This is a genomic window from Streptomyces sp. RKAG337, assembly GCF_023701715.1.
Lineage (GTDB): Bacteria > Actinomycetota > Actinomycetes > Streptomycetales > Streptomycetaceae > Actinacidiphila.
On sequence record NZ_JAJOZA010000001.1, the window covers coordinates 2,210,875 to 2,223,493 of the forward strand.

Genomic DNA, 12,619 nt, shown 5'->3' on the forward strand with positions numbered 1-12,619 from the left:
GTCGAAAGGATCTAGTGCCGTAATCAGCTGGTCGGGTAGACGAACGGCATGACCAGACCGATGAGGGCGAGCGCCTCACAGAAGGCGAAGCCGAGGATCTGGTTGGCACGGATCAGGCCGGCAGCCTCAGGCTGACGGGCAAGGGCCTGGGTGCCGTTACCGAAGATGATGCCGATGCCGACGCCGGGGCCGATCGCGGCGAGGCCATAGCCGATGGAGCCCAGGTTGCCCAGGATCTGAGTAGCGGCGAGGTTCACAGCGGACATGCTGTTTCTTCCTTCTCTTTCACGGACCGATGGGGGTTGGCCACCGGACATCTTTTGGCGGGGAGCGCGGGTGCCGTCAGTGGTGTTCGGCGAGCGCGCCCTGGACGTACGAGGTGGCCAGGAGCACGAAGACGTACGCCTGAACAGCCTGGATGAAGAGCTCGAAGGCGGTCATGACGATCGTCATGACGAACGAGACGCCCGCGTACGCGATGCCGATCCCGTTGAGCAGGTACCAGCTGGCGATCGTGAACAGCAGCAGCAGGGTGTGGCCCGCGAACATGTTCGCGAAGAGCCGGACCGCGTGCGTGAACGGACGGACCAGCACGTTCGAGAAGAACTCGATCGTCATCGACAGCGGCAGGACCTTGCCGAGTGTCGGGTCGTAGCCGGTGATGTTCTTCAGGCCGCCCACGAAGCCGTGCTTCTTGAACGTCAGGTACATCCACAGCACGTACACGATCCCGGCCAGGGCGACCGGGAAGGAGATGATCGCCGTCACCGGGAACTGGGCGATCGGGATGATCGACCAGAGGTTCATGATCCAGACGATGAAGAACAGCGAGACCATCAGCGGGACGTACTTCTCGCCCTGCTTCTTGCCGAGCGTCTCGTAGACGATTCCCCGGCGGACGAAGTCGTAGCCCGCCTCGCCCACCATCTGGAGCTTGCCGGGAACCAGCTTCGGCTTGTTGAAGGCCGCCCAGAAGAACCCGACGATGAGCACGGAGCTCAGCAGAGCCAGCAGCATCGGCTTGTTGAAGTCAAAACTGCCGATGCTGAAGATCGGCTCGAAAAGGAAGGAGTGCAGGCCGGGAGCCGGGAAGCCGCACCCGTCGAAGATGTGGCAGTTGGTCTCGAAGGCGAGAACCTGGTCAGCACTCACCGCGAGCTCCTTCAGCGTGGCGCATGGGTACGGCAACCTCGATGTGTCGGCGCGGCGTACAGCCACGGAACGGCACTGGACTGGTCTGGCAGAAATGGGGGCGGCTCATCGGCTCGACGCCGAGAGACTGTGCAGGCAGCTCCGCCACCCGCGCCAGCTGTGCCGCAGTTGAGACCGGACGATAGCAAATGAGCGGAGACGTCTTTACACCGGCCCTACGGTTCACGACGTGGACCCGGCGGAGTCCGGCTCGACGTACAGGATCTTCGCCTTCATATGGGCTCGGGCCTGTGCGGCGATCCAGACAAGGGTGGTACCGAGGAGTGCGAAGGCAAAGGCCCGCAGGTTGAACAGCGAGGTGTGCTTGAACACCGCGAGGACCACCGCGAGCAGCAGGATCTGGGTCGTGTACAGCGCCAGCCCCATCATCTGGAACAGCGCCGGGTACGACTTCGCCACTCGCTGCAGCACCAACAGACCGATCGACATGAACGCGATCACCACGAACGTGCCGAAAGCGGCGCCGAGCGCTCCCTTGCCACCGGCGACCACGCTGCTGACAACGACGGCGATGACACCGGCGGCGGCAGAGGGGACAGCACAGTTGAGGAACATTCGGACGTCGTTGGACTGCATGGTGGCAGCTCCTCCGGCGGGAGTTGGGGGAAAGCGGCTGGTCGTCGGAGACGAGCGTAGACCCGGACCGAGGACGTGCCTCACGCCGGAAGACCGTCGCACTAGGGTCTTTCGGCTTGTTTCCCGGGTTTCGTGAACGGTATCACAAAGTATTTGATGCGGTCTTTACCTTGTAAGTGTGCTGCCTGTCACACGGAAGGAGTAGTTGGCGTGTCATCCCGCTGACGTCCAACTCGGCTTCTGGTAGAGGCGAACAGCCGATTACCTGCGGCTGTCGACCGGGCGTCGGTCGGGCAGCCGGGAGCGGTCGCCGATCGCCGTCGAACCGTGCACGCCGGCCGCTCCGCCGGCGCGGATCAGCTGCTCGGCGGCGAGCTGCGCGGCCTGCGTCGTCCGGCGCTTGCGGCGGTAGCGGGGCGGCACGAACGCCTCGGCCCAGCGCGGTGCGCGCGGCCGGAACCGCGGCAGCAGCAGCACGACCAGGCCGACGGCGCTGAGGACCATGATCACCAGCACGATCCACAGGCTGGAGGAGTTGAGCGAGAAGGCGACCGCGCCGAACGCGATCAGCGCCGACCAGAAGTACATGATCAGCACGGCCCGGCTGTGCGAGTGTCCGATCTCCAGCAGCCGGTGGTGCAGATGGCCGCGGTCGGCGGCGAACGGCGACTGCCCGTTCCAGGTGCGGCGCACGATGGCCAGCACCAGGTCCGCGGCCGGGATCGCGATCAGCGTGAGCGGCAGCAGCAGCGGCATGTAGACCGGCACCATGAAGTGCACGGTCTCGCGGGTGGACCCCGTCATGTCGGTGATGGCGTCCGGGTCCACCTGGCCGGTGATGGAGATCGCGGACGAGGCGAGGACCAGACCGATCAGCATCGAGCCGGAGTCGCCCATGAAGATCCGGGCCGGGTGCAGGTTGTGCGGCAGGAAGCCCAGGCACATCCCGATGAGGATGGCGCTGAACAGCGTCGCGGGGGCGGCCGCCTCGACGCCGTAGCCGTACCACATGCGGTACGCGTACATGAAGAACGCGATGGCGGCGATGGCGACCATGCCGGACGCCAGGCCGTCGAGGCCGTCGACGAAGTTGACGGCGTTGATGGTGATCACGACCAGCGCGACGGTGAGCAGCGTGGACTGGATCGGCGACAGGGAGACGGTGCCCACACCGGGGACCGGCAGCCACAGGATCGTCAGACCCTGCAGCACCATGACGCCCGCGGCGATCATCTGGGCGCCGAGCTTGATCAGCGCGTCCACGCCCCACTTGTCGTCCAGCACACCCAGCAGCCAGATCAGGCCCGCTCCGGAGAGCAGCGCCCGCGGCTCGTTCGACAGCTCGAAGACGCTGCTGAGGTTCCACAGATGGGAGGAGACCAGCAGACCCGCGCACAGCCCGCCGAACATCGCGATCCCGCCGAGCCTCGGTGTCGGCTCCCGGTGCACGTCCCGCTCACGGATCTCCGGCATGGCGCCGGCCGCGATCGCGAACTTCCGCACCGGGCCCGTCAGCAGATACGTGACGGCGGCGGTCACACAAAGCGTCAGCAGATACTCGCGCACAGGGCTGCCTCCGGCAGGGTCGGCCGGACGAAGCGGTGCTTCAGGGGCGTCGGGCAGGTCCTCACAGCGTCACACCTTAGTGGCGTCGTACTCCCAGCTGCGAACATCTGCGAAGACTCACAGATACCGGCCCATGGTTCCACCGCCTCCGGAAGACCGGTCACGCGGGATACGGCGGGAAGCCTCCGACGAACTGCGCGACCTCGGGCGCGAGCCCCTGCTCCTCGCGCAGCGCTCGGGCGATCAGCGGCGCGACCTGCGACATCTCCGGTTCCGCCATGCCCTGGGTGGTCACCGCGGCGGTACCGATCCGGATGCCGGACGCGATGTCGGACGGCTGCGGATCGTACGGCAGCGCGTACTTGTCGAGGACGATTCCGGCGGCGGCGCAGCGTCCTCTCGCCTGTACTCCGGTGACACCCAGCGGGGTGACATCGGCGGTGATCAGATGGGTGTCGGTCCCGCCGGTGGTGATCGTCATCCCCTCGGCGGCGAGCGCGTCGGCCAGCAGCCGCGCGTTGGCGACGACCTGGTGCGCGTACGCGGCGAACGCCGGGGTCGCGGCCTCGGCGAAGGCCGCCGCCTTCGCGGCGATGGAGTGCAGATGCGGGCCGCCCTGCGAGAACGGGAAGACCGCCCGGTCGATGCGCTGGGCGAGGTCCGCGCCGCAGAGGATCAGCCCGCCGCGCGGTCCGCGCAGCACCTTGTGGGTGGTGGCGCACACCACGTCCGCGTACGGCACGGGGCTGGGCGCGGCGCCGCCGGCGACCAGGCCCAGGGTGTGCGCGGCGTCCACGATCAGATACGCGTCGACCTCGTCGGCGATCTCCCGGAACGTCCGGTAGTCGATGTGCCGGGGGTATGCGATGGCACCGCACACGATCGCCTTGGGGCGGTGCTCCCGGGCCAGCGCCCGTACCTGGTCGTAGTCGATCAGTCCGCCGCCGTCCGGGGCACCGGGCGGCGTCACCCCGTAGCCGACGAAGCGGAACCAGCGGCCGGAGAAGTTCGCCTGCGAGCCGTGCGTGAGGTGGCCGCCGTGCGGCAGCGCCATCGCGAGCACCTTGTCACCGGGGACCAGCAGCGCCGCGTACGCGGCCAGGACGGCCGACGAGCCGGAGTACGGCTGCACGTTGGCGTGCGCGGCGCCGAACAGGCCGGTGGCGCGCTCCACCGCCAGCCGCTCCGCCACATCGACCAGTTCGCACCCGGAATGGTGCCGGCGGGAGGGATAGCCCTCGGCGTACTTGTTGGCGAGTGGTGAGCCCAGCGCGGCCAGGACGGCGGACGAGGTGAAGTTCTCCCCCGCGATCAACTGCAGGGTGGTGCTCTGCCGTTCCAGCTCGGCGAGCAGCACACCCGCCAGCTCCGGGTCCTGCCGCCGCAGCGCGTCGAAGTCCGGATGCCACGTCTGGGCGGCGGGCCGCAGCGGGGTCTGTGAGGTTTTTTCGGCGACCGGCATGGCTGGACTCCCGCAGGAGGGTCGGGTTACTGCACCCAACTGTAGGGGCGCCGCCGCCGCGGCGCCCGGCGAGCGGAGCAACACGTGCCGGATCCGGCCGCACCCGGCCTGCCGGTGGCTCGGGGTCCTACCGGGGGGTCGGGGTACGGATTCCGGTCAGCGCGGTGACGACCGGGTCGAGGGAACTGTGGATCTCCTCGCCGATGCTGCGGAAGAACCCGATCGGGGCGCCGTAGGGGTCGTAGACCTCGTCGGCCTCGGCGCTCGGGGCCAGCAGCCAGCCGCGCAGCGCGGCGGCGGCACGCACCAGCGCGCGGGCGCGGTCCGACACGCTGCCCTCGGGGAGGGTCGCGGGGTCTATGGCCCGCACCAGCCGGGTGAACTCCTTCAGCGTGAAGGTGCGCAGCCCCGCCGCGTGCCCCATCGAGATGACCTGCGCGCGGTGGTCGCGGGTCGCGGTCAGCACCAGGTCGGCGTCGATGACGTGGTCGTCGAGCAGCTCACGGCCGATGAACCCGGACGCGTCGGCGCCGTACTCGGTGAGGACGGCGGCGGCGTGCGCCTCCATGGGCGCGCCTTCGTGCCCCCAGGTGCCGGCGGACTCGACGAGGATCCCGTCGGCACCGTCGCCGAGGCGCAGCGTCAGCTCATGGCGGGTCAGCCGCTCGGCGATCGGCGAGCGGCAGACATTGCCGGTGCAGACGTGGAGGATGCGGAAGCGGTCATCGCGCTGACCCGGTATGCCACGCCTTTCGGGCGCGGTCAATTGCGCTCCTCCAGGTCGGGTACGACCTCTCGGAGCTGGTCGGCGCTGATCGCGCCGGCCCGCAGCAGCACCGGGATCTTGCCGGTCACGTCGACGATGGACGACGGGACGGTGGCGGGCGTCGGCCCGGCGTCCAGGTACACCGCGACGGAGTCGCCGAGCATCTCCTGGGCGGCGTCGCAGTCCTCGGGGGAACGGTGGCCGGTCAGATTGGCGCTGGACACCGCGAGCGGGCCGGTGGCGGTCAGCAGTTCGATCGCGACGGGGTGCAGCGGCATCCGGACCGCGACGGTGCCGCGGGTGTCGCCGAGGTCCCAGTTCAGGGACGGCTGGTGCTTGGCGACGAGGGTGAGCGCGCCGGGCCAGAAGGCGTCGACGAGCTCCCAGGCCTGCTCGGAGAAGTCCGTGACGAGGCCGTGCAGCGTGTTCGGGGAGCCGACCAGCACCGGGGAGGGCATGTTGCGGCCCCGGCCCTTGGCCTCCAGCAGATCGCCGACGGCCTGGGCGTCGAACGCGTCCGCGCCGATGCCGTACAGGGTGTCGGTGGGCAGCACGACGAGTTCACCACGCTTGATGGCGGACGTCGCTTCGCGCAGTCCGGCGGCGCGGTCGGTCGCGTCCGAGCAGTCGTAACGCCGTGCCATTAGCTGACCTCCAGGCTGTGCGCCGCTGCGGCGCCGTGCGTGCAGTTGACCCGCGTCATCATGGCGTCGCCTTGCGCGCCGTCGTGCTGTTTTCTCCCGGGGGACGACCCCCGTACCCCCGGCACCAGGCTGCCGGCGCGAGCCACCGTCATCATGGCGTCGCCTTGCGCGCCGTCGTGAAGCGGGGCCGGTTGTTCAGATCGGGGTGGTCGGCGGCGTCGGCCCAGCCGGCGTCCTCCTTGAAGATCCACGGAACCTGACCACCCTGGGAGTCCGCGTGCTCGATCACCACGACGCCGCCCGGCCGCAGCAGCCGGTGCGCCGTGCGCTCGATGCCGCGGATGGTGTCGAGGCCGTCCTCACCCGAGAAGAGGGCCAGTTCGGGGTCGTGGTCACGCGCCTCGGGCTGCACATATTCCCACTCGGTGAGCGGGATGTACGGCGGATTGCTGATGACGAGGTCCACCTGGCCGTTGAGCTCGGGGAACGCGGTGAGCGCGTCGCCGTGCTCCAGCTGGACCTTGCTTCCTTCGATGTTCTTGCGGGCCCATTCCAGGGCCTTCTCCGACAGCTCCACGGCGTGCACGCGGGACCGCGGCACCTCCTGGGCCAGGGCCAGCGCGATGGCGCCGGAGCCGGTGCACAGGTCGACGATCAGCGGCTCGGCCACGTCCATGGCCCGTACGGCGTCTATCGCCCAGCCGACGACCGACTCCGTCTCCGGGCGGGGGACGAAGACGCCCGGCCCGACCTGGAGCTCCAGATACCGGAAGAAGGCGCGCCCGGTGATGTGCTGGAGCGGTTCACGCGCCTCGCGGCGGGCGACCGCCTCCCAGTAGCGGGCGTCGAATTCGGAGTCGGCGACCGAGTGCAGCTCGCCGCGCTTGACGCCGTGCACGTACGCGGCCAGTTCCTCCGCGTCGAAACGCGGGGACGGCACGCCGGCGTCGGCCAGCCGCTGGGCGGCCTGCGCCACCTCGGCGAGCAGCACGTTCACTGATTGCCCTCCTGTTAGCTCGCGCTGTGGCTGGTCAGCCGGCGCTTCGGCTGGTGTCAGCCGGCGTCGCCGGCCGCGGCCAGCTTGGCGGCGGAGTCGGCATCGACACACGCCTGGATCATCGCGTCGAGGTCCCCGTCGAGGACCTGGTCCAAGTTGTACGCCTTGAAGCCGACGCGGTGGTCCGAGATGCGGTTCTCGGGGTAGTTGTACGTCCGGATCCGCTCGGAGCGGTCCACCGTGCGGACCTGGCTGCGGCGCGCGTCGGAGGCCTCCTGGTCGGCTTCCTCCTGCGCGGCGGCGAGCAGCCTGGAACGCAGGATACGCATCGCCGACTCCTTGTTCTGGAGCTGGCTCTTCTCGTTCTGGCAGGAGACCACCAGACCGGACGGCAGGTGCGTGATGCGGACCGCCGAGTCGGTGGTGTTGACGGACTGGCCGCCGGGGCCCGACGAGCGGTACACGTCGATGCGCAGATCGTTCGGGCCGATCTCGACCTCGACCTCCTCGGCCTCGGGCGTGACGAGCACGCCGGCCGCGGAGGTGTGGATCCGGCCCTGCGACTCGGTGGCGGGCACCCGCTGCACGCGGTGCACCCCGCCCTCGTACTTCAGCCGCGCCCAGACGCCCTGGCCGGGCTCGGTGGCACCGTTGCCGCCCTTGGTCTTCACCGCGACCTGGACGTCCTTGTAGCCGCCGAGGTCGGACTCGTTCGCCTCGATGAGCTCGGTCTTCCAGCCGACGCGCTCGGCGTACCGCAGGTACATCCGCAGCAGGTCGCCGGCGAACAGCGCGGACTCCTCGCCGCCCTCTCCGGCCTTGACCTCGAGGATGACGTCCTTCTCGTCGTGCGGGTCGCGCGGTACGAGCAGCAGCCGCAGTTTCTCGGTCAGCTCGGCGCGCTGCTTGTCCAGCACCTTGAGCTCGGCCGCGAAGTCCGGATCGTCCTGGGCGAACTCACGGGCGGTCTCGATGTCCTCGCCGGTGAGCTTCCAGGAGCGGTAGGTGCCGATGATCGGCGTCAGTTCGGCGTAGCGCTTGTTGAGCTTGCGGGCATTGGCCTGATCCGCGTGCACCGCGGGATCGGCGAGCCGCTTCTCGAGGTCGGCGTGCTCGCCGATCAGTTCCTCGACTGCCTCGAACATTGCTGTGCCTCTCCTGAACAACCCTGGACTGCTATCGGTACCGGACGACAAAGCGCCGGTCCGGTCCCCCGAGGTGTCGGGAGACCGAGAACCGGCGCTTTCGGGTCGCTACTTCTGGGCGGACCCGGCGGCCTTCTTGCCGAAGCGGGCCTCGAAGCGGGCCACGCGGCCACCGGTGTCGAGGATCTTCTGCTTGCCCGTGTAGAACGGGTGGCACGCGGAGCAGACGTCGGCGCGAATCACGCCGCTCTTCTCGGTGCTGCGGGTCGTGAACGACGCGCCACAGGTGCAGGTGACCTGGGTCTCGACGTACTCGGGGTGGATTTCGCGCTTCAAGGGATGCTCCTAGGTTCGGGAGGGCGCCGGGTCGTGGAGCGGGTTTGCGTCACGTGAACCGGGGCCAGCGGTCCAGTCTGCCAGCACCGGCCGCATCTCCCAAAACGAGAGGCGGCCGGATTTCATTCCCGACGGCCCCGCACGGTCCGGAAAAGGCCCGGAACCGGTGCGGGAGCCCGTTCGAGGGGTTCGGGAACGACTTCAGGAACCGGTTCCGACGACGCCCTTGGCATCGGTCTCGTCGGCGGCCGAGCCCTTGGTGGCGGCGGCCGGTATCGGCAGGTCCGCCTTGAGCGCCTGCCAGACCAGTGCGGCCTGCGCGTCCATGGGCTCGACGCGGTTCTCGTCGCTCTTCGCGTACTGGACCGGCAGCGTCACCATGGTGATGTTCTCGGACTTGAGGCCCTTGAGGCTCCCCGCCAGGCCCTTCAGGCCGCTGACGGAGGCCAGGTCCGAGTCGGTCGTGATGGCCTTGGTGGCCTTGTCCGCGACCTTGTACAGCTGTGTGGGGCTCGAGAGCACGCCCAGACCGTTCACCCGGTCCATGAGCGCCTTCATGAACGCCTGCTGCAGCTGTATGCGGCCCAGGTCGCTGCCGTCGGCCACGCCGTGCCGGGTGCGGACCAGGCCGAGCGACTGCTCGCCGTTGAGGGTGTGGGTGCCGGCCGCCAGGTCCAGATGGCTGTTCTTGTCGTGGATCGCCTTGCTGGTGGTGACGGGAACCCCGCCCAGGGCGTCGATCAGGCCCTTGAAGCCGGTGAAGTCGACCTCGATGTAGTGGTCCATGCGGATACCGGTCATGGACTCGACGGTCTTGACCGCGCACGCGGGGCCACCGACCGAGTACGACTCGTTGAACATCACCTTGTTCACCTCGGGCGAGGTGCCGCCGCCGGTCTTGGCGCACTCCGGGCGGGTGATCAGGGTGTCACGCGGGATGCTCACCACGCTGGCCGTCCTGTGGCCCTGGTAGAGGTGCACGATCATCGCGGTGTCGGAGCGGGCGCTGCCCTCGTCCGTGCCGTACTTGTCGTTCGCGCCGGCGCGGGAGTCGGAGCCGAGGACGAGTATGTCCTCCGAGCCGTTGTCGACCTGCTCGGGCCGGTCGTCACCGAGCGCCTGGTTGATGTTGACGCCCTTGATGTTGCCGTTGAGCTTGAAGTACAGGTATCCGGCGCCCGCACCGCCCACCACGACCAGTCCCGCGACGGCCCAGACGGCTATTCGCAGCAGGCGGCGGCGCGGGGCCGTCCGCCGGCGGCGGCCGGAGGCGTGCTTGGAGCCGCCGTTCGTCCCCCGCGTATCGCTCGTGTCGTCCGCCATGGCCTCTCTCAGTCCTCGTCCGTCGTCGGTGTGCTGCTACCCCCAGCTGTGTCGCTCAGGCGTGGCTTGTCTTGTAGGTCAGACGGCGAACCGCCCGACGTGGTTCCTGGCGAGTGTGCACGCCGAACATGAGAACGGGCTCCCAGGGACCCCTTCCGGGGAGCCTGAGAGCCCGTTCTGAGCCTCCTGAGGCCCTTCTGTGACATACGTCTCGGAAGGTCCCGAGCCCGGGTCAGTCGTTGCTGTTGCCCGGGGTCGTCTTGGCGATCTGCATCAGGAACTCGGCGTTCGACTTCGTCTGCTTCATCTTGTCCAGCAGCAGCTCGATCGCCTGCTGGGAGTCGAGCGCGTGCAGCACCCGGCGGAGCTTCCAGACGATCGCGAGCTCGTCGCGGTCGAGCAGGATCTCTTCCTTACGGGTACCGGACGGGTCGACGTCCACCGCGGGGAAGATGCGCTTGTCGGCGAGCTTGCGGTCGAGCTTGAGCTCCATGTTGCCGGTGCCCTTGAACTCCTCGAAGATCACCTCGTCCATGCGCGAGCCGGTCTCGACCAGCGCGGTGGCCAGGATGGTCAGCGAGCCGCCGTCCTCGATGTTGCGCGCCGCACCGAAGAACCGCTTCGGCGGGTAGAGCGCGGTCGAGTCGACGCCACCGGACAGGATGCGGCCGGAGGCCGGCGCCGCGAGGTTGTACGCACGGCCCAGACGGGTGATCGAGTCCAGCAGGACGACCACGTCGTGACCCAGCTCGACGAGACGCTTGGCGCGCTCGATGGCCAGCTCGGCGACGGTGGTGTGGTCCTCGGCGGGACGGTCGAAGGTCGAGGAGATGACCTCGCCCTTCACCGACCGCTGCATGTCGGTGACCTCTTCCGGACGCTCGTCGACCAGGACGACCATCAGGTGGCACTCGGGGTTGTTGACGGTGATCGCGTTGGCGATCGCCTGCATGATCATGGTCTTACCGGTCTTCGGCGGGGCCACGATCAGACCACGCTGGCCCTTGCCGATCGGCGCGACCAGGTCGATGATCCGGGTCGTCAGCACACCCGGGTCGGTCTCCAGGCGGAGCCGGTCCTGCGGGTACAGCGGGGTCAGCTTCTGGAACTCCGGACGGCCGCGGCCGGAGTCCGCCGCCATGCCGTTCGCCGAGTCCAGCCGGACCAGCGCGTTGAACTTCTCGCGGCGCTCGCCGTCCTTGGGCTGGCGGACGGCGCCGGTGACGTGGTCACCCTTGCGCAGGCCGTTCTTGCGGACCTGGGCGAGCGAGACGTACACGTCATTCGGGCCCGGCAGGTAGCCGGACGTCCTGATGAACGCGTAGTTGTCGAGAATGTCCAGGATGCCCGCGACGGGGATCAGCACGTCGTCGTCGTTGACCGTCGGCTCGTTGCCGAACTGCTGCTGCTCCTCGCGGCGGTTGCTGCCCCGCCCGCGGCGGTCGCGGTAGCGGCCCCGACGGCGGCCGCGGCCGTCACCGAACTCGTCGTCGTCCTGCGCGTTCTGACCCTGGCTCTGGTCGCGGCCCTGACCCTGAGCGCCCTGACTCTGGCTCTGGTCGCGGCCCTGGCCCTGGTTCTGGTTCTGGCCGCCGCCCTGGCTCTGGCCCTGCGGGCTCTGGCCCTGGCCGCCGCCCTGGTTGCCGCGGTTCTGGCGGTTGCCGCCCTCCGCGCCGCCGCCCGCGGGGGCGGCGCCGTTCTCGTCGCCACGGTTGTTGCGGCGCTCGCGCTGCCGCTCCTGGCGCTCGCGGCGGTCGTTCTGCCGGTCGCCGCGCTGGCCGCGCTGGCGGTCCTGGCGCTCCTCGCCGGCCGCGGTCTTGCCGTCGGCGGCGGGCTTGCCCTCGGCAGCGTCCACAGCGGCCTCGGCGCGCTCGCCGGCACGCTCGTTCCTGGTGGCCTTGGGCTGCTCACCGGCGGGCTGGCCGGGAATGTCGATCTGCTTCGCCTCGGACGGCGCGGCGGCGGCCGGAGCCGCGACAGCGGGCTCCGAGCTCTCCACCGTGCGGGCCCGGGAGGTCGCCCGGCGCTTCGGCTTCTCGGCGGCGGGCTCGGCGGTCGCCGTCCCGGCCACCGCGGCGGCCTTGGGAGCGCTGGTGGCCGCACCCTTGCCGGCCTGCGTCTCCTTGATCGTGTCGATCAGCTGGCTCTTGCGCATCCGCGCGGTGCCCTTGATACCGAGACCGGAGGCAAGCTGCTGCAGCTCTGCCAGGACCATGCCGTCGAGGCCGGTCCCCGACCGGCGGCGCTTGGGGGCAGCACCGGTGGCAGGCGCGGCAGCGGCGTCCGGAGCGGGCGCGGCGTCTGCACGCACGCCCATCAGATCGGTGGTGTCGCTCACGAAGGGTCCTTCCCTGGAGCGGACGTCGGCCTGTCTGGCTCGGCGACCGGTTGTGCTGTCCGGATCTGGGCGTTTCCGCTGCTCAGAGCCGGGGCGATGGTCCGCCTGATGGCGGCAGAAATACCTACATGGTTCCGGCGCGAAGGTTAAAGGAGATAATTCGCGCCGACTCCGGAGCGTGCTCGACACTGCTTAGGCAGGATGCTCAGGCAGTGTGGGAGGCTCCCGGAAGAGTGGCGGTCCCCAGAAGGGAC

12 protein-coding genes are annotated in these 12,619 nt (G+C 69.3%); all 12 read right to left on the reverse strand.

Annotated elements, in window-relative coordinates:
• Window positions 1–23 precede the first annotated feature (23 nt).
• The 12 genes from atpE to rho all read right to left on the reverse strand — a co-directional run bounded on the left by atpE (window position 24) and on the right by rho (window position 12,365).
• Window positions 24–266 (reverse strand): ATP synthase F0 subunit C, encoded by a 243-nt coding sequence (gene atpE / locus LNW73_RS09685; protein ID WP_018563527.1) that lies wholly within the window; start codon window positions 264–266, stop codon window positions 24–26.
• 76 nt (window positions 267–342) lie between these two features.
• Window positions 343–1,152 carry a F0F1 ATP synthase subunit A gene (atpB, locus tag LNW73_RS09690; protein ID WP_250989652.1) on the reverse strand — a complete coding sequence of 270 codons (810 nt, stop codon included), beginning with the start codon at window positions 1,150–1,152 and terminating at the stop codon, window positions 343–345.
• A gap of 222 nt (window positions 1,153–1,374) precedes the next feature.
• The gene (locus tag LNW73_RS09695) at window positions 1,375–1,788 is read right to left on the reverse strand and encodes a hypothetical protein (protein ID WP_250989653.1); all 414 of its coding nucleotides are present in this window, start codon (window positions 1,786–1,788) and stop codon (window positions 1,375–1,377) included.
• A gap of 261 nt (window positions 1,789–2,049) precedes the next feature.
• Window positions 2,050–3,354, reverse strand: a complete 1,305-nt coding sequence (locus tag LNW73_RS09700; RefSeq protein WP_138355968.1) for an MraY family glycosyltransferase — start codon at window positions 3,352–3,354, stop codon at window positions 2,050–2,052.
• A 160-nt stretch (window positions 3,355–3,514) separates the two neighbouring features.
• Window positions 3,515–4,816 carry a serine hydroxymethyltransferase gene (glyA, locus tag LNW73_RS09705; RefSeq protein ID WP_250977754.1) on the reverse strand — a complete coding sequence of 434 codons (1,302 nt, stop codon included), beginning with the start codon at window positions 4,814–4,816 and terminating at the stop codon, window positions 3,515–3,517.
• A gap of 127 nt (window positions 4,817–4,943) precedes the next feature.
• Window positions 4,944–5,582 carry an arsenate reductase/protein-tyrosine-phosphatase family protein gene (locus LNW73_RS09710; RefSeq protein WP_138355970.1) on the reverse strand — a complete coding sequence of 213 codons (639 nt, stop codon included), beginning with the start codon at window positions 5,580–5,582 and terminating at the stop codon, window positions 4,944–4,946.
• Window positions 5,579–6,226 carry an L-threonylcarbamoyladenylate synthase gene (locus tag LNW73_RS09715; RefSeq protein WP_138355971.1) on the reverse strand — a complete coding sequence of 216 codons (648 nt, stop codon included), beginning with the start codon at window positions 6,224–6,226 and terminating at the stop codon, window positions 5,579–5,581. Before LNW73_RS09715 ends, LNW73_RS09710 begins: the two co-directional genes overlap by 4 nt.
• Before the next feature lie 151 nt (window positions 6,227–6,377).
• A complete protein-coding gene (prmC, locus tag LNW73_RS09720; RefSeq protein ID WP_250989654.1) occupies window positions 6,378–7,223 on the reverse strand; it encodes a peptide chain release factor N(5)-glutamine methyltransferase in 846 nt (281 codons plus the stop codon).
• 56 nt (window positions 7,224–7,279) lie between these two features.
• The gene (gene prfA / locus LNW73_RS09725) at window positions 7,280–8,368 is read right to left on the reverse strand and encodes a peptide chain release factor 1 (RefSeq protein WP_250977752.1); all 1,089 of its coding nucleotides are present in this window, start codon (window positions 8,366–8,368) and stop codon (window positions 7,280–7,282) included.
• A 108-nt stretch (window positions 8,369–8,476) separates the two neighbouring features.
• Window positions 8,477–8,704: a 50S ribosomal protein L31 gene (gene rpmE, locus LNW73_RS09730; protein WP_138355974.1), complete on the reverse strand. Its 228-nt coding sequence runs from the start codon at window positions 8,702–8,704 to the stop codon at window positions 8,477–8,479.
• Window positions 8,705–8,905: 201 nt separating this feature from the next.
• On the reverse strand, window positions 8,906–10,027 hold the full coding sequence (locus LNW73_RS09735; RefSeq protein ID WP_250989655.1) for an LCP family protein: 1,122 nt from the start codon (window positions 10,025–10,027) through the stop codon (window positions 8,906–8,908).
• Window positions 10,028–10,259: 232 nt separating this feature from the next.
• Window positions 10,260–12,365, reverse strand: coding sequence for a transcription termination factor Rho (gene rho / locus LNW73_RS09740; RefSeq protein WP_250989656.1), 2,106 nt, complete (start codon window positions 12,363–12,365; stop codon window positions 10,260–10,262).
• Window positions 12,366–12,619: the final 254 nt, after the last annotated feature.

Coding starts and splice junctions, on each gene's coding strand:
- LNW73_RS09695 (WP_250989653.1), bottom strand. CDS start 1,788: ATGCAGTCCAACGACGTCCGAATGTTCCTCAACTGTGCTGTCCCCTCT.
- LNW73_RS09715 (WP_138355971.1), bottom strand. CDS start 6,226: ATGGCACGGCGTTACGACTGCTCGGACGCGACCGACCGCGCCGCCGGA.
- prfA (WP_250977752.1), bottom strand. CDS start 8,368: ATGTTCGAGGCAGTCGAGGAACTGATCGGCGAGCACGCCGACCTCGAG.
- atpE (WP_018563527.1), bottom strand. CDS start 266: ATGTCCGCTGTGAACCTCGCCGCTACTCAGATCCTGGGCAACCTGGGC.
- glyA (WP_250977754.1), bottom strand. CDS start 4,816: ATGCCGGTCGCCGAAAAAACCTCACAGACCCCGCTGCGGCCCGCCGCC.
- LNW73_RS09735 (WP_250989655.1), bottom strand. CDS start 10,027: ATGGCGGACGACACGAGCGATACGCGGGGGACGAACGGCGGCTCCAAG.